This is a genomic window from Streptosporangium amethystogenes subsp. fukuiense, assembly GCF_042665875.1.
Lineage (GTDB): Bacteria > Actinomycetota > Actinomycetes > Streptosporangiales > Streptosporangiaceae > Streptosporangium > Streptosporangium fukuiense.
The window spans coordinates 7,627,703-7,646,273 of record NZ_JBHTEE010000001.1 but is presented as its reverse complement, the minus strand read 5'-3'; the positions used below and the strand labels follow the sequence as shown (position 1 = coordinate 7,646,273).

At 75.3% G+C, this 18,571-nt stretch carries 2 protein-coding genes; both read right to left on the bottom strand.

The window, feature by feature from the left end; all coding sequences use genetic code 11:
* Positions 1–7,173, bottom strand: coding sequence for an amino acid adenylation domain-containing protein (locus tag ACFQVD_RS33905; RefSeq protein ID WP_343963190.1), 7,173 nt, complete (start codon positions 7,171–7,173; stop codon positions 1–3).
* Positions 7,163–18,544 (bottom strand): non-ribosomal peptide synthetase, encoded by an 11,382-nt coding sequence (locus ACFQVD_RS33900; RefSeq protein WP_386273062.1) that lies wholly within the window; start codon positions 18,542–18,544, stop codon positions 7,163–7,165. Before ACFQVD_RS33900 ends, ACFQVD_RS33905 begins: the two co-directional genes overlap by 11 nt.
* Between the last annotated feature and the right edge of the window lie 27 nt (positions 18,545–18,571).

Sequence of the window (18,571 nt, the reverse complement as noted above, 5' to 3'; positions counted from 1 at the left end):
TCACTCCTCGTGGTTGTCGATGACCGCGGTCAGCGCGGTCGCCAGGATGGACACCTGCGGTGGGAAGAGCGCCGTCCGGTGGTCGCCGGGGACGCGGTGCACCCGCACCCCGGCGGCCTGCCGCCGCCACTGGTCCAGGTAGTCGTCGAACGACCGGCCGAGAATGGTCTGGTAGCCGCCCGCGGCGAGTTCCTCGCAGACGATCAGGTCGACCGTGCCCGGGTAGGCGGCGAACCGGTAGCGGGAACGGGCCTCCAGCATCTCCCGCCAGGAGCGCAGCCAGTGCGTCCAGCCCTCGCCGAGGTCGAGGTCCTCGCCGTCGACCAGCAGGTCGCCGTCATCGATCACCTCGCGCAGCACGGCCATGACCTCGGCGCGCGCCTGCTCGCCGCCCGCCCCGTCCCGCAGGTCCGCGAGCAGCCCCTCGGCCCGGCGCAGCACCTCCAGGTTGGCCAGCAGCGGGTTGACACCGGCCGAGGCGTACTCGAACGGGTCGATCAGGATCAGCCGGGGCCGTTCACCGATCTCGTGCAGCTGGCGGGCCATCTCCCAGGCGATACCGCTGGAGGCGCACCAGCCGAGGATGTGGTACGGGCCCTCCGGCCGCGTCGCCCGCAGTTCCGCCAGGTAGACGGCCGCGATCTCCGGCACGCTCGTGGCGTGACCGTGGTCGCCGTGCAGCCCGGGCCACTCGAAGGCCGCCAGGGGCCGTTCCGGCGCGTACACCTCGGCGAGATGCCGGTACCAGTGGGCGCTCCCGCCGCCGGGGTGGACACAGAACAGCGGCGTGCCCTCGTCCTGGTCGTTGAGCCGGAGCAGCACCGACGGCCTCGTCCGCTCCGTCGCGGCGGCGGCCGCCAGGCCGCGCACCGTGCGGTGTTCCAGGAAGTCGCGGAAGGTCACCTCGACGCGGTGCTCCCCGGCCAGCCGGGCGACGATCCGGAGCATGAGGAGCGAGTGGCCGCCCAGCTTGAAGTAGTCGTCGTCGCGGCCCACCCGCTCGACGCCCAGCGCGTCGGCCCACACCTCGGCGATCGCCGTCTCGACCGGGCCGTCCGGCGGCTCGTACCGCGTGGTCACCATCGGCCGGTCGGAACCGGGCACCGGCAGCGCGGCCCGGTCGACCTTGCCGTTGGCCAGGCGGGGGAAGGACTCCAGGACCACGAAGTGGGTCGGCACCATGTACCCGGGCAGCACCCGGTCGGCGTGGCGGCGCACCTCCTCGGCGGCGGCGCCGCCGCGGAGGATCAGGTAGGCGGCGAGCCGCTGCTCGCCCTGCGGCCCGGGAACCGGGTGCACCACCACGGCCCGGACGTCCGGGTGGCCGGCGAGGGTGTTCTCCACCTCGCCGAGCTCGACCCGGAACCCGCGGATCTTGAGCTGGTGGTCGCGCCGGCCGAGGATCTCGATCCGGCCGTCGCGGCCGCGCCTGCCGATGTCGCCGGTGGCGTACATCCTGCCGCCCGGCCCGGCGGCGAACGGGTCGGGCCGGAACACGTCCGCGGTGGTGGCGGGCCTGCCGAGATAACCTCGGGCCAGCCCGTCGCCACCGACGAAGATCTCTCCGGACACCCCGTCGAGCACCGGTTCCAGGTCTCGGTCGAGCAGGTACACGGTGGTGTCGGCGGCCGGCACCCAGACGGGCCCGTCATCGGTCATCCGGGTGCCGAAGGCGAAGACGGTCGCCTCGCTCGGGCCGTACATGTCCCAGACCTGGGCGTCGGTGGCGCGCAGCCGGGTCATCAGGTCGGCGCTCATCGCCTCCCCCCCGGACAGCAGCCGGAATCCGGCGGGCGGGGACCAGCCCGACTCGGTCAGCATCCGCCAGGTGGTGGGCGAGGCCTGCAGGAACCTGGCACCGCTGCCGCGCAGCAGCCCGGCGAGCGAGACCGGGTCCCGGCCGAGGTCCTCACCGGCCAGCACCAGGTGGCCGCCGCCCGCGAGGGTGGTGAAGACGGCGAGCTGGCAGACGTCGGTCACCATCGGCACGACCGCGGCCGCCACGTCGTGAACGGCCAGGCCGAGGTTCCGCCACATCGACCAGACCCGGTCGGCGAGCGCGCCGTGCCGGACCATCACCCCCTTGGGGCGGCCGGTCGACCCGGAGGTGTACACGACGTAGACCAGCTCCTCCGGATCGGGCCGGTGCGGCTCGGCGACCGGCTCGGCGTGACCTATCCGGTCGGGGGTGACCACGACGGCCCCGGCGATCTCGGTGCCGCTCACCACGACCCGCGGCCCGGCGTCGCGCACCAGCGCGGCGATCCGGTCGGCCGGGTGCCCGGGGTCGATGGGGACGTACGCCGCGCCCACCGCGAGGACGCCGAGCACGGCCGCCACCAGGTCGGGTTCCCTGGGCAGGCACACCCCGACCAGGTCCCCGGCGCGCACGCCCGCCTGGCGCAGGCCGGCCGCCCAGCGCCAGGCGCGGTCGCGCAGTTCCCGGTAGGTCAGCGTGACACCCGCCGCCTCGACCGCCACCGCGTCGGGGATCCGCGCGGCCTGCTCGGCGAAGAGCTCGTGCACACCCCGGCGCGGCCGGGGCGCCCGGGTCCGGTCCACCCCGCCGGTCAGCAGCCGTTCCCGCTCGCGCGCCGGGAGCAGTGACACACCGGCGTCGCCGTCGAGATCGGCGATCATCAGGGTCAGCGCCCGCCGGTACATCCGGGCGAGCAGCTCGGCGTACGGGCGCCCGACCCACGACGACTTGGTGGCGATCACCAGCCCCTGGGCGCCCCTCATGACCGCCAGCGGGAACTCGTTCGGACTGACGTCGGTGCTGCCGGAGGTGTCGACCGTCTCCCGGTCCAGTACGTGGAAGTCGAGGTAGTTGAAGGCCACGTCGAGCACCCGCTGCCCGTCGCCGAACTCGCGCTGCATCTCGGGCAGCGGGAAGCGGCGGTGCGGCCACAGTTCGACCTCCTCGGCGAACACCGCCTCGACCAGCTCGCGCCAGGTGGCCGCCCCGGCCGGGGCGACGAAGGGCACCGGGTTGAGGAACATGCCGCGGACCCGGTCCCCGCCCTCGACCTCGGTACGGCCGTTGCACACCAGGCCGCAGTAGAACGGCCCCGGACCGGCGACCGCCCGCCACACGGCGACGTGCGCGGCGAGCAGCACGCTCTTCAGCGACGTCCCCGCCGACGTGGCCACCCGCCGCAGCTCGGCCTCGATGTCGTGGAACGGCACGACCGTCGAGTACGCCCCCGGCCCGTCCGGGTCGGCCCAGGCGGCGGGGATGGTCAGCCGGTTCGCGCCGCCCAGCCGGTCCCGCCAGAACGCCCGGTCGGCCCGGCCGGTCAGGCTGTGCCGCTCCTGCGCGATGAAGTCGGCGTACCTGACGGCGCTCGGCTCCTCGGCGGGCACCGGCCGGCCGTCGCGGATCGCCCGGTAGAGGTCGAGCACCTCGGTGATGATCGAGTTGTGGCTCCAGCCGTCCAGGATCGCGTGGCACTCGGTGATCGAGAAGTACCACCGGTCGTCGCCGACCTGGTGCGCGTGGACGCGCAGCAGCGGTGCCGCGCCGAGGTCGAAGAGCCGTGCGCGCTCCGCCGCCCGGAACGCCGTCATGCTCGCCTCCCGCTCGTCCGGCGACTCACCGCGCAGGTCCGCGTACCCGACCTCGACCTCCACCCGGTCGTGCACGAGCTGCAGCGGTTCGGAGAAGGTCGCCAGGTCGAACGAGGTGCGCAGGATGTCGTGCCGGGCCACGACCTCTTCGGTCGCGGCGGCGAACGCCGCGGCGTCGAAGACGCCGGGATCACGGATCAGGTAGCTGGTGATGTTGTGATAGGGGTTGCCGTCCGGATCGGCCAGCAGCTCGTAGACCATGCCGGCCTGGACCCGCGCCATCGGATAGGCGTCCACCACTCCGGCCGGCACCTTCGCCCGGTCCTCCGCGCCGATCAGCGCGAACGGCGGCGTGCCGGCCCGCTCGACGCGGGTCGCGTCGCCGTCGCCACCCAGGATCAGGTCGGCGATGTTCTGATGCCGGAACAGGCTCTGCACGGAGTAGTCGAGGCCGCCGGCGCGCAGCGCCCCGACGAGGCGGACCGCGCGGATCGAGTCGCCGCCGAGCTCGAAGAAGTTGTCGTCCACGCCGACCCGCTCGATGCCGAGCACCTCGGCCCAGATCCTGGCCATCGCCGTCTCCGCCTCGGTCCGCGGCGGGACGTAGCCGTCGCCCCGGTCCTGCCGCGAGCCGTCGGGGGCGGGCAGCGCCCGCAGGTCGACCTTGCCGTTGGCGGTCAGCGGCAGCTTCGGGACGATCACGAAGGCGGCCGGGACCATGTGGCCGGGCAGCCGCTCGACCGTGTACGCGCGCAGCTCCGCCGCGCCGATCCGCGCGCTGTCCCTGGGCACGGCGTAGCCGATGAGCCTGTGTTCGCCGGGCACGCTCTCGTCCACGGTGACGGCGGCGTCGTCCAGGTCCGGATGGCCGGACAGGCACGCCTCGACCTCGCCGAGCTCGATCCGGAACCCGCGGATCTTCACCTGGTCGTCGAGGCGGCCGAGGAAGCCGATGTCGCCATCCGGCCGCCACCTCGCCCGGTCTCCCGAGCGGTAGAGCCGGGAGCCCGGCGGCCCGAAGGGATCGGGCACGAAGCGGTCCGCGGTGAGCGCGGGACGGCCGAGGTAGCCGCGGGCGACGCCGGCGCCGCCCACGTGCAGCTCGCCCGGCACGCCGACCGGCACGGGACGCATCCGCCCGTCGAGCACGTGCAGGGTGAGGTCGCCAAGGGGCCGCCCGATCGGGCTGCGGTCCCCCGCCAGATCGGCCGGGCCGAGGGGCCGGTAGGTGACGTGCACGGTCGTCTCGGTGATGCCGTACATGTTGACGAGCCTCGGCCGCTCGGCGCCGTACCTGTTCCACCAGGGTTCGAGCATGCCGACGTCGAGCGCCTCCCCGCCGAAGATCACCAGCCGGAGCCGGAGCCGGTCGAGGGCGGCCTCACCGCGCCTGGCCAGATCGACCAGCGAGCGGAACGCCGACGGTGTCTGGTTGAGCACGGTCACGCCCTCGTCGGCGAGGAGCACGGCCAGGTCCCAGGGCGAGCGCGACACCTCGTAGGGGACGACGACGAGGCGTCCGCCGTACAGGAACGCGCCCCACATCTCCCAGACCGAGAAGTCGAAGGCGTAGGAGTGGAACAGCGCCCAGACGTCGTCCGGGCCGAAGCCGTAGTCGTCCTCGGTCACGGTGAACAGGCGGACCGCGTTGGCGTGGGTCACCTGGACACCCTTGGGGCGACCCGCGGACCCGGAGGTGTAGATGACGTAGGCGAGATCGCCGGGGTGCGTCCGGAGCGCGGGCGCCTCGGCGGGCAGCGCCGCGATGCGGCCGATCTCGTCGGCGTCGTCCAGATACAGGCGGTGCCCGGACACCCGTTCCGCCAGCGCGGTCTCGGTGACCACGACACGGGCGGCGGCGTCCCGGATGAGGAATTCGATCCGCTCGGCCGGGTGGTCCGGATCGAGCGGCAGGTAGGCCGCCCCGGCCTTGAGCACCGCGAGGACGGCGACCAGCATGTCGACGCCGCGCGGCAGGCAGATCCCCACGAGGTCCTCGCGGCCCACGCCGAACTCCGCCAGCCGGTGCGCCAGCCGGTTGGCCCTGGCCTCCAGATCGGCGTAGGTCAGGTGCCGGCCGTCGAAGGTCACCGCGATCGCGCCGGGCCGCTCCCTCACCCGGGCGGCGAAGCGCTCGTGCAGGCAGAACTCGCCGAGCGCCGTGACGACCGGCCCGCGGACCAGCCGGTCGAGTTCCGCGGCGCCCAGCAGCGGCAGTTCGCTCACCCGCGTCCCGGGGTCGGCGACGGCCGCGCCGAGCAGGCGGACGTAGTGCCCGGCCATCCGCCGCGCCGTGTCCGGGTCGAGCAGCGCGCGTGCGATGGTGGCCTCGCCCGCGACCGAACCGTCCGGCCTCTCCTCCAGCGTCCAGCTCAGGTCGAACTTGGCCTGGCGCGCCAGGACCGGGACCAGCTCGCCGGAGACCGCCCCGGCCGTGAAGCTCAGCGGTTCGTTGTTCTGCAGGGTCAGGTTGACGCTGACCAGCGGGTGGGTGGACAGGTCCCGGCCGGCCGCCAGCGCGTTGACGACCCGCTCGAACGGGACGTCCTGGCGGGCGAAGGCCTCAAGGGCCGTACCGCGGGCGCGATCGAGCAGCTCGGCGAACGTCGGGTCGCCGGACAGGTCGGCTCGCAGCACGAGCAGGTTGACGAACGGGCCGATCACGTCGTGCGTCTGCGCGCGGGTCCGGCCGGCCACCGGGCTGCCGACGGCGAAGTCGGCCTGGCCGGTGTACCGGTGCAGCAGCGACCAGAACGCCGCCAGGTAGACCATGAAGGGCGTGGCCCGGTGCTCCCTGGCCAGGACCCGGACCCGGTGCCCGATCTCGGCGGGTATGTCGAACCGGACGGTCTCCCCCGCCGGTTCCCACACCGCCGGGCGCGGCCGGTCCGTCGGCAGTTCCAGCGCCGGCAGGTCGCGGAGGGTCTCCGTCCAGTGGTCGAGGTCGCGTTCCAGCCGTTCACCGGAGAGCTGGTCGCGCTGCCAGGCCGCGAAGTCGGCGTACCGCAGACCGGGCGCGGGCAACTCCTCTCCGGTGGCCAGCGCGGCCAGCTCGCGTACCAGCAGGCCGCCCGACCAGCCGTCGACGGCGATGTGGTGCAGCATGAGGACCAGTACGTGTTCCTCGGGTGCCAGCCGTACCAGCCTGGCGCGCAGCATCGGGCCCGTGGCGAGGTCGAACGGCGTGCCGGTCTCGGCCTCCAGCAGGGCGTCGAACTCGGCCGGGGTGAGGTCGTCGAAGACCAGATCCACCGGTCCCGGCGGGTCGATCGTCTGGATCGGTTCGGCGTCGGGCCCCTCGGTGGTGTAGCGGGTGCGCAGGATCTCGTGGCGACGTACCAGTTCGTCGAGGGCCGCGCCCAGGTCGACGCCGGAGAGGTCACCGTGTAACCGGATCACCAGCGGCACCAGGTAGTCGGTGCCCCCCGGGCGGAGCCGGTCCAGCACCCAGAACTGCCGCTGCGCGAAGGAGAGCGGCGGCGGAACGCCGGGAGGCAGGACCGGGACGACGCCCTCCCGCCCCGCCGCGCGCCGGGAACGCAGGCGATCCCTCAGCAGCCCGGCGCCCGCGCTCGTCTCCGGCTTGGTCACGTCAGTGCTCATCGGCTCTTCCCTCGTACGATGTGGGGGCGGCGGCCTCGGCCAGCCCTTCCAGCGCGGTGGCCTGCGCGCGGACGGTGGTGGCCTCGAACAGGACGCGTAGCGGGATCTCCAGTCCGAACAGGTCCTGCAGCAGGGCCATCAGGCGGGTGGCGAGCAGCGAGTGGCCACCGAGTTCGAAGAAGTCGTGTTCCACGCCGACGGCGGGCAGGCCGAGCACGTCGGCCCAGGCGCCGGCGATGGCCTCCTCCACCTCGGTGCCCGGCGGGACCGCCTCCTCCGGCGCGAGGGCGGTGCCCGGGTCGGGCACCGGCAGCGCGCGGCGGTCCACCTTCTGGCCCGCGGTCGCGGGCAGCCCGTCCAGCGTCATGAACAGCGCGGGCACCATGTACTCCGGCACCCGGTCACGCAGGTGGGCGCGGAGCTCCGGCGACGACGGTCCGGAGTCGGTCCCGGCTCCGGGCACCGGCACCACGTATCCCACCAGCCGGTGGTCGCCCGGCGCGAGTTCCTGCACCGCCGCGGCGGCCGCCTGGACGCCGGGGTGCGCGGCCAGCGCGGTCTCGATCTCGCCGAGCTCGATCCGGAACCCGCGCAGCTTCACCTGGGCGTCGATCCGGCCGATGAACTCGATCACCCCGTCGGGACGGTACCTGACCTGGTCTCCCGTCCGGTACAACCGTTCTCCGGGCTCCTCGCCGAACGGGTCGGGGACGAAACGATCGGCGGTCGGCCCCGGCTGCCGCAGGTACCCCCGGCTGACCCTCGGGCCGCCCAGGCAGAGCTCGCCGACCACGCCGACGGGCACCGGGTTGAACGCCGCGTCCACCACGTAGGCCCGGGTGCCCGGCAGCGGGCGGCCGATCGGCAGGCCCGCGTCCGGGGCCGCCGCGGCCACCTCGGCCGGGGTCACGGGATGGCACAGGCCGCCGATGGTGGCCTCGGTCGGGCCGTACACGCAGAGGAACCTGGCGGGCAGGCCGGTGGCCAGCCAGAGCCGGGCGTCCTGGTAACCGACCGCCTCGCCGCCGACGGCCAGCACGCGCAGCGCGGCCGGCCTCGGGTCGCCGGGCCGGATGCCGGTCATCACGTCGCGGTAGTAGGTGGCCGCGAGCGCGACATGGGTCACCCCGGTCTCGGCCAGCAGGTCCGGCAGGTCGGCGGGGGCGACGACGCCCGGGGCGCCGATCACCACGGTGGCGCCCGCCAGCAGGGTGGCGCCCATCTGCGCCATCGCCGGGTCGAAGATGAGCGGCGCGTGCAGCAGCACCCTGTCCCCGGGACGGATGTCGTGCGCGTCCGCGTGGACGCGGCAGTGGTGGGTGTACGCGCCGTGCGGGACGACGACCGCCTTCGGCCGGCCGGTCGAGCCCGAGGTGTAGATCATGTACGCGGCGCGACCGGGGTCGCCGGGTGGGAGGTCGCCGGGGGGCGCGTCCCCCGCCTCGCCGGCCGTCCCTCCGACGGTGAGGACCGGGACCGAGACGGGCAGGGGGAGCGTCCGGCGGTCGGTGAGCACCGCCGCGGGCCGCAGGTCGCCGAGCATCGCCGCCAGGCGTTCGGCGGGTTGCGCGGTGTCCAGCGGCACGTACACCCCGCCCGCCCGCAGCACGGCCAGCAGCGCGGTCACCGCCGCCGGTGACCGGTCCAGGTAGACGGCCACCGGGTCCTCGGGGCGCACCCCCGCGGCGTGCAGCCGCCCGGCCAGCGCGGCGGCCCGGTCGTCCAGCTCGGCGTAGGTCAGGCGCTCGCCGGCGTACTCGACCGCGGGCGCGTCCGGGGTGCGGGCGGCCTGGGCGGCGAACGCCTCGTGCAGGGATTCGCGCGCGGCCGGCGTGGCCCGCGGGTTCCAGTCCCGCAGCAGCCGTCCGCGCTCGACGGGGTCCAGCATGTCGAGGCGGCTGACGGGCCGGTCCGGTGCCGTCGCCGCCGACTCCACCAGGGTCCGGAAATGTCCGGCGAGGCGGTGGATCGTCGCCTCGGTGAACAGGTCCGTGGCGTACTCCAGCTCGGCCCGGTAGCCGCCGTCGGCGCCGGCGACGAGGCCGAAGGTGAGATCGAACTTGGCCGTGGTCCGCTCGACGGCGACCGGCCGCACGTCGAGCCCCGTCAGGCGCGGCGGTTCCGGCGCCTGCTCGCGCAGCCCGAACGTGACGTCGCACAGCGGTGAGCGGGACAGGTCCCGCTGCGGGGCCAGCCCCTCCACCAGCCGGTCGAAGGGCAGCTCGTCGTGGCTGAAGGCGTCCAGCGCGCTCTCCCTGACCCGGCCGATCAGGGTCGTCACCGTCGGATCGCCGGCCAGGTCCACCCGCACCACGACGGTGTTGACGAAGAACCCGACGACGTCGTCCAGTTCCGCCTGGCCGCGACCGGCGACGACCGTGCCGATCGCCACGTCGGTGGCGCCGGTGTAGCGGCCGAGCATCGCGGCGAACACGCTCAGGAAGGTCATGAACGCGGTCGCGCCCTGCCGCCGGCCGAGCGCCAGCAGCGGCTGCGCGATCTCGGCGGGGATGTCGCAGGTGACGGTCGCGCCGTGGCCCCGGCGTACCGGCGGCCGGGGCCGGTCGGCGGGCAGTTCCAGCGGCTGCAGTCCGGCCAGCCGATCACGCCAGTGATCCAGCTCACGGTCCAGCACCTCGCCGGTCAGCCGGGAGCGCTGCCAGGACGCGTAGTCGGCGTACTGCAGCGGGGGTGGCCCGAGCACCGTCGGCCGGCCCTGCACCCGGGCCTCGTAGAGCTCGGAGAGCTCGCGCGCCATGATCTGCTCGGACCAGGCGTCGGCGACGATGTGATGCATGACCAGCAGGAACACATGCTCCCGGGCGCCGAGCCTGATCAGGTAGGGCAGCGCGGGCACCTGCCCGGCCAGGTCGAAGGGCCGCTCGGCGAGCGAGCGGACGAGCGTGGCCACCCGTTCGGAGTCCGCACCGGACAGGTCGACGACCTGCAGCGGAACGGGGGCGGCCGGATCCACGATCTGGACCGCGCCGCCGTCCTGCCCGGTCGGGTAGCGGGTGCGCAGGGCGCCGTGCCGGGCGAACAACCCGGTCAGCGCGCCGGCCAGGGCGTCCGCGTCCAGCCGCCCGGACAGCCGGAACGCCCAGGTCACGTGATACCGGCCGCCCTGGTCGAGGAGATCGAGGAACCACAGTCGCTGCTGGGCGAAGGAGAGCGGGACCGGTCCGGCCCGCCGTTCCGCGTCCAGCGGGACGATCTCGCCGGCGGCCTGGACGCCGAGGCCGTCGACCCTGGCCGCCAGCGCGGCGGCGGTGCGGTCCTCGAACACGGCGCGGACCGGCAGGGCGACGCCGAACGCGGCCCGCAGCCGGGCCGCGATCCGGATCGCCAGCAGCGAGTGGCCGCCCAGGTCGAAGAAGTCGTCGCCCGTCCCGACCACGTCGAGCCCGAGCACCTCGGCCATCACATCCGTCACGATCTTCTCGGCCGGGGTGCGCGGCGCCGCGGGGACGGCCCGGCCGGGGGGCCGGACGCCGTCCGGGTCGGGCAGCGCGGCCCGGTCGATCTTGCCGCTGGAGGTCCGCGGCAGGCGGTCCACGGTGAGCAGCACCGAGGGCACGTACGGCTCGGGCAGCCGCGCGAGCAGGAACTCGCGGACCTCCCGCCGCGCAGGCGCCTCGCCCCGCGCCACCAGGTAGCCGACCAGCCGGGGCAGGCCGTCGGGTCCCCGCCTGGCCTCGACCACGGCCGCGGCGAGCGCGGGGTGCCGGGACAGCACGGCCTCGACCTCGTCCAGCTCGATCCGGACGCCGCGGATCTTGACCTGGCGGTCGGCCCGGCCGAGGAACTCCAGCGCGCCGTCGGTCCTGCGGCGCACCACGTCGCCGGTGCGGTAGGCGCGGGCGCCCGGCGGTCCGTACGGGTCGGGTACGAACCGGTCGGCGGTCAGTCCCGGCCTTCCGAGGTAGCCGCGGGCCAGGCCGTCCCCCGCGGCGTGCAGCTCACCCGGCGTGCCGACCGGGGCGAGCCTGCCGTCCGGCGTGTGGACGACCACGCGGGTGTTGTCCAACGGCCTGCCGATCGGCACGATGCCGGGTCCGTCGCCGGGCTCGTACGACCACGCGGTCACGTCGATCGAGCATTCGGTCGGGCCGTAGGTGTTGACCAGCGCCGTCCCCAGCCGGGTGGACAGGCGGGCGGCGAGCTCGCCGGGCAGCGGCTCACCGGCCGAGAAGAGCAGCCGGAGCGTGCCGCAGCGTTCCAGGCCCGGCTCGTCGGCGAGCGTCCGCAGGAAGGAGGGGACGCCCTGGAGCACGGTGATCCGGCCCTGGACCAGCGCCTCGACCATGCTCGCCGGGTCGCGCTCGGTCCCGTCCGGCGGGAGCACCACGGTGCCACCGGACACCAGCGGCCCGAGGAACTCCCAGACGGAGGCGTCGAAGGTGACCGACGTCTTCTGCAGGAGCCGGTCCGAGGTGCCGAGCCCGTGCTCGTGGACCGTCCACAGCACCCGGTTGCGGATGCCGCGGTGCGGTACGGCCACCCCCTTGGGCCGGCCGGTGGAGCCGGAGGTGTACATGACGTACGCCAGCCCGTCCAGGTCGGTGCCGACCGGCGCGGATTCGCCGGGGCGGGCGTCGATGCCGGCCCGCTCGGCGGCCAGGTTCAGCACCGGCGTGCCGTGGCCGCTCGCCGGAGACGGCTCGGCGCCGACGACGACCAGCCGCGCCCGGGAGTCCCGGAGCATCCAGGCCAGCCGGTCGGCCGGGTGGGCGGGGTCGAGCGGAAGGTAGGCCGCTCCGGCGCGCAGCACCCCGAGCAGCGCCACGACCAGCTCCGGTCGCCGGGGCAGGCAGACGCCCACCACGTCGTCACGGCGGATGCCGGCGGCCCGCAGGTGGTGGGCGAGCCGGTTGGCGGCGGCGTCCAGGTCACCGTAGGTGAGCGCGGCCCCGTCACACTCCACCGCGACCCGGCCGGGGGCCAGGGCCGCCTGGCGGGCGACCAGCTCGGGCAGGCCGAGGTCGGGCCTGCTCCGGACGGGGCCGCCGGCACCGGCGGTGAGCGCGTGCCGCTCCGCGTCGTCGAGCAGCTCCAGTTCCCCGAGCGCGCCGTCCGGCCGGGCCGCCGCCGAGGTCAGCAGGGTCAGGTAGTGGCGGGCGAGCCGGTCGGCGGTGGCCCGGTCGAAGAGCGCGGTCGCGTACTCGATCTCGCCGGTCAGGCCGCCGTCGGCGCGCCGGGTCAGCTCCATGGTGAGGTCGAACTTGGCGGTGCGCCACGGCACCGGCTCGGGCGAGACGTCCAGCCCGGGCAGCCGGAACCGCTCCTCGCCCTCCTCCCGGAACGCGAAGAGCAGCTGGAACAGCGGGTGCCTGGACAGGTCGCGGCTCGGTGCCAGCTCCTCCACCAGCCGCTCGAACGGCAGCTCGTCGTGCTGGTACGCCTCGGCGACGACGTCCTGGACCCGGCCGAGCAGCGTGCTGAACGACGGGTCTCCGGTGAGGTCGGCGCGCAGCACGACGGTGTTCACGAAGAAGCCGATCAACCCCTCGGCCTCGGCGGAGTCGCGGCCGGACATCGGCACGCCGACCGCCAGGTCCCGCCGCCCGGTGTGGCGGGCGAGCAGCGCGTAGAACCCCGCCAGGTAGGTCGTGAACGGGGTGGCCCCGGCCCGCCTGCCGATCTCCTCCAGCGCCCCGGCCAGCACGGGCGGCACGTCGAAGCGGAGGACCGCCCCCCGGTGGTCGCCGACCGGGGGACGGGGCCGGTCGGTGGGCAGTTCGGTCGGCTCCAGGCCGGTGAGCCTGCCGCGCCAGTGCGCCAGTGCGCCGTCCAGCGCCTGCCCGGCGAACCGCTCGCGCTGCCAGGCGGCGAAGTCGGCGTACTGCAGGGCCGGCTCCGGCAGGTCCCGGCCCGAGTAGGCGTCCGCCAGCTCGGTCGCCAGGATGCCGCTCGACCAGCCGTCGGTGGCGATGTGGTGGGTCACCAGCACCAGGACGTGCTCGCCGGTGCCGGTCCTGATCAACCGGACCCGCAGCACCGGGCCGCGTGCCAGGTCGATCGGCGTGGCCAGTTCCGCTTCGAGGACCGCGGCCGGGTCCGCGTCCTCGGCGACCGGGCGGAGCCGCGACGGCGGGTCGACGACCTGCGCGGGCTCGCCGTCGGAGCCCGCGACGTAGCGGGTGCGGAGGATCTCGTGCCGCTCGGCCACCCGGGTCAGCGCCCGCCCGAGCGCGTCGACGTCGAGCTCTCCGCACAGCCGCAGCGCGGTCACCACGAGGTACTCCGTCCCGTTCGGGCGCAGTTGGTCCAGCACCCACAGGCCGCGCTGCGCGAAGGAGAGCGGCAACGGGCGGGACCTGTCCGCGGGGGTGACGGGCGAGGAGAGGACGGTCTCCCGCGGCGTCTCCGGCCGCCGCGCCCCGGCGGACGCCCCGAACATCTCCTCCATCTGGGCGCGCGTCCGGGCGGCGACGAGGTCCGCGAGGGTGGCCACGGTCGGCGCGGCGAACACGTCCCGCACCGAGACCGGCACCGGGAACCGCTCGCGCAGCCGGGCCACCACCCGGGTGGCGAGCAGCGACTGCCCGCCGAGGTCGAAGAAGCGGTCGTGCCTGCCGACCCGGCCGGCGCCGAGCACCTCGGCCCACACCTCGGCGATGGTCCGCTCCGCCGGGGTGGCGGGCGCGGTGTAGGTCTCCGCGCCGCCCAGCGGGGCCAGGGCGGGCAGCGCCCGGCGGTCGAGCTTGCCGTTACCGAGCAGCGGCAGCTCGGCGAGGGTGCCCCACAGGGTGGGCACCAGGTGACCGGGGAGCCGCTCGGCCAGGTAGGTGCTGAGCTCGGAGAGCGGTACGCCGGGGCCCGCCGGGAGGATGTGCGCGGCCAGCCTCGGGTTGCCCGGGTCGGACCGGTCGGCGACCACCGCGGCGGCGCGGACGGCCGGGTGCTCGGCCAGGACGCCCTCGATCTCGCCCGGCTCGACGCGGAAGCCGCGAATCTTGATCTGCTGGTCCGCGCGCCCCAGGAAGACCAGGGTGCCGTCGGGTCGCCGCCGGGCGAGGTCGCCGGTCCGGTAGAGGCGCGCTCCCGGCTCGGTCGCGTACGGATCCGGTACGAAGCGGTCCGCGGTGAGGCGCGGGCTGCCGAGGTAACCCTGGCCGACCCCGCGCCCGCCGACGTAGATCTCGCCGGCCACGCCGGGCGGCACCGCGCGCATGGCGTCGTCGAGCAGGCGGACGGTGGCGCCGGGGATCGGCCGGCCGATCGGGACCGGGCCAGGCGCCGTCTCGCCCGCGGGCACGACGTGCACGCAGCAGGCGACGGCGGTCTCGCTCGGACCGTAGCTGTTGACGATCCGGGTCGCCGGGGCGTGCGCGGCCCAGGTGGCCAGCTGTTCGCCGCGCAGTTCCTCGCCGCCGACCACCAGGCATCTGGCCGCGGCGGCCAGCACGTCGGCGGGGAGCGTCCCGGCCAGCAGGTCCAGGTGGGTCGGGGTCAGCTTGACGACGCCGTAGGGGCCGTCGGCCAGCGCCCGCGCCAGCTGCTCGACACCGGCCGCCTCCTCGTCCACCAGCCGCACCGGGGCTCCGGCGGCCAGCGTCGGGTAGAGCGAGGTGAGGGCGAGGTCGTAGGCGATGGAGGTGTGCAGCGGCGACCCCGCCCCGTCCCCCGGCCGCAGTTCCGCACAGGCCCAGCGGGTGTAGCCGGCCAGGCCGCCGTGGGTGACCATGGCCCCCTTGGGGCGGCCGGTGGATCCCGAGGTGTAGACCACGTACGCCAGGTCGTCCGGGTGCGGCCGGGCGTCCGGCGCGGTCGGCGGGCAGGCCCGTATCCCGGCCCGCTCGGCCGGGTCGTCCAGCGCCACCAGCCGGACTCCCGCGGGAAGCAGCGGGGCGGCGTCGGCGGTCGCGACCAGCAGCGGCGCGGCGGAGTCCGCCAGCGCCTGTGCCAGGCGCTCGGCCGGATGGGCCGGGTCGAGCGGGATGTAGGCCGCCCCGGATTTGAGCACGGCCAGCAGCGCGACGACGAGGTCGGCGGTTCTCGGCAGCCGGACCGCGACGAGCGTGCCGCGGCGGGCGCCGAGCGCGCGGAGGCGGCCGGCCAGCCGGTTGGCCTCGCGGTCCAGTTCGGGGTAGGTGAGGGTGGTTCCGCCGCCGGTGACGGCGATCCCCTCGGTGACGGCCGCGCGGGCCGCGATCAGCTCCGGCACGGTGCCGGAGTCGTCCGGCACCGGCTCGCCCGCCAGGACGTGCGCCGCGGCCTCCGCGCCGGTGAGCAGCGGCAGCCGCCGCACGGGTGTGTCCGGTGCCGCGACGGCCGCCCGCAGCAGCCGCACGTAGTGGTCGGCGAAGCCCGCCATCGACGAGGCGTCGAAGAGCGCGGCCGCGTACTCGATCCGGCCGTCCAGGCCGCCGTCCGGCCGCCGTGTCAGATGGCAGCCCAGATCGAACTTGGCACCCGGCAGGTCGGGGAGCTCCACTCCGGACGGGCGGGCCGCCGCCTCGTGCGTGGCGAACATGATCGAGAACAGCGGGTTGCGGGACAGGTCGCGCTGCGGCGCGAGTTCCTCGACGACCAGCTCGAACGGCACCTCGGCGTGCGCGTACCCGGCCGTGGCGCTCGTGCGGACCTCCGCCAGCAGGTCGGCGAAGGTGGCCCGGTCGGCGAGCGGCGCCCGTACCACGATGGTGTTGACGAAGAGGCCGACGAGACCGTCCAGCTCGGGCCGGTTCCGCGCGGAGACCGGCACGCCGACGGCCAGGTCGCTCTGGCCGGTGTAGCGGGCCAGGATCGCGAGGAAGCCGGCCAGCAGCGTGATGGACGGCGTCGCCCCGTGGCCGCCGCCGAGTTCGTCGAGGCGGGCCGCCAGCTCCGGCGGGACGGCGAACCTGACCGTACCGGCTCTCGGGTCGCGGACCGCGGCGCGCGGCCGGTCGGCCGGCAGCTCGGTCGGCTCCATCCCGGCCAGCCGCTCCCGCCAGAACCCCAGCTCCCGCTCGACGAGCTCGGCGGCGGACCCCGCCATCCGGTCGCGCTGCCAGATCGCGTAGTCGGCGTACCGGACCGGGAGCGGCGGCAGCGGCCTGCCCTCCAGCGCCGCGACCAGCTCTCCGGCGAGCACCTCGTGCGACCGGTCGTCGGTCGCGATGTGGTGCAGCGTGAACAGCACGGTGTGCTCGCCGCCGGCGTCGCGGACCACGCGGACCCGGACCGGCGGGGCCGCGGACAGGTCGAAGGGGCGGGTCATCTCCTCGGCGAGCACCTGCCGGGGGTCGCCGTCCTCGATCCGCGCCGGGACCGGCCCGGCCGGCTCGACGACCTGCGCCGGCTCGCCGTCGCCCTCGGCCGGGTAGCGGGTGCGCAGGATCTCGTGACGTTCGAAGAGCCCGGTCAGCGCGGCACGCAGCCGGTCGGGGTCCAGTGGGCCCGGCACCCTCACCGCGAGGGGCTCCAGGTAGGAGGTGCCCTCCGGGTCGAGCTGGTGCAGGAACCACATCCGCCGCTGCGCGAACGAGAGCGGCGCGGGACCGGTCCGCGGCGCGACCGGCACCGGCGGGAGGGCGCGGCCGGCGCTCTCCAGCCGTGCGGCGAGGCGCTCGACGGTGCGGGCCTCGAACAGCGCGGCGACCGGCAGCTCGATCCCCCGCTCGGCGCGCAGGCGGCCGACCACCAGGTTGGCCGAGAGCGAGTGCCCGCCCAGGGCGAAGAAGTCCGCCTCGGCGTCGGCCACCGGACGTTCGAGCACCTCCGCGAACGCCGCCGCCACCGCGCGTTCCGCGGGCGTCACCGGTTCGCGTCCCGCCGTGGCCGGGGGGGCGGGCATCGCCCGCAGGGCCGCCCGGTCGATCTTTCCGTTGGGCGTCGTGGGGAACTCCGCCACCTCGAGGAAGTCCGCCGGGATCAGGTACGGCGGGAGCAGCCGCGCGCAGTGCAGACGCAGCTCCGGCGCGGAGGGCGGCGCGGCCGGGTCGACCGGCTGGACGTGGGCGACGAGGCTCGTCCCGGCGCCGGTCTCGATCGCCTGGACCACCGCGAACCGCACCCCCTGGTGGGCCGCCAGCACGCCCTCGACCTCGCCAGGCTCGACCCGGTGTCCGCGGATCTTGATCTGGTCGTCGGTGCGGCCGAGGATCTCGATCCTGCCGTCCGGGTGCCGCCGGGCGACGTCGCCGGTGCGGTACAGCCGTCCGCCCGGCACGGTGCCGTAGGGGTCGGGGACGAACCTGTCGGCGGTCAGCGCCGGCCTGCGGTGGTAGCCGACCGCGACGCCGTCGCCACCGACGCACAGCTCTCCGCTCGCCCCGGCGGGCACCGGGTTCAGTCCGTCGTCCAGGACGTACAGCGTCGTGTTGGCCACCGGGGCGAAGTCGCGCACCTCGCCGTCCTCCAGGAACGCGACCGAGGACCACACGGTCGTCTCGGTCGGCCCGTACAGGTCCCACAGCCGCGCGCCGGCCGCGCACAGGCGGCGCGCGAGCTCGGCGGGCAGCCGCTCGCCGCCGCAGAGCGCGGTGAACCCGGCGGGCGGGCTCCAGCCGCCGTCGAGCAGCAGCCGCCAGGTCGTCGGGGTCGCCTGCATCACGGTCGCGCCGATGCGGTCCAGCAGGGCGGCGAGCCGCTCCGGGTCGCGGGCGTCCTCGGGTTCGGCGACCACCACGCGCCCTCCGACGACGAGCGGCAGGAACAGCTCCAGTGCCGCGATGTCGAACGACACGGTGGTCACGGCCGGGAAGACGGTGCCGGGGGCCAGCCCCGGCCGCGCGCGCATGGACCACAGGAAGTTGGTGAGCGCCCGGTGCGAGACCAGCACGCCCTTGGGCCGCCCGGTCGACCCCGAGGTGTAGATGAGATAGGCCGGGTCGTCCGGCGCCACCGCCCGAGGTGCCACCGGGGACGGCGGGGGCACCTCGGGCTCCGCGAGGTCGTCGATCCGCACCACGGTGACCGGCGGGGTGACCGGCGGGGTGACCGGCGGGGTGACCGCGGCCACCCCGCCGGCGCCGGAGGTGACCAGTACCCTCGCCCCGGCGTCGTCGAGCACGTAGCGGAGCCGGTCGGCCGGATGGGTGGGATCGAGCGGCACGTAGGCCGCCCCGGCCAGGTGCACGCCGACCAGCGCCGCGACGAGTTCGACGCCGCGCGGCACGGCCACGCCGACCGGTTCGCCGGACCGCACGCCGAGCCGCCGCAGGCGGCCGGCGAGGGCACCGGCCAGCGCCATGAGCTCCGCGTAGCCGAGCCGCCGGTCGCGGCACTCGACCGCCACCGCGTCCGGCGTCCTGGCCGCCTGTGCCGCGATCAGCTCGTGCACCGGAAGCGCGGGGTACGGCTCCCGGCCCCGTTCCGGGGAGTGGTCCTCCGGTGGCGTGTGCCGTCCCGGAGGGGTGGGATCCACACCGGTCTGCTCAGGCATGCTCATCGTCCCCTCGGGATGGCTCGG

Coding starts and splice junctions, on each gene's coding strand:
- ACFQVD_RS33905 (WP_343963190.1), bottom strand. CDS start 7,173: ATGAGCACTGACGTGACCAAGCCGGAGACGAGCGCGGGCGCCGGGCTG.
- ACFQVD_RS33900 (WP_386273062.1), bottom strand. CDS start 18,544: ATGCCTGAGCAGACCGGTGTGGATCCCACCCCTCCGGGACGGCACACG.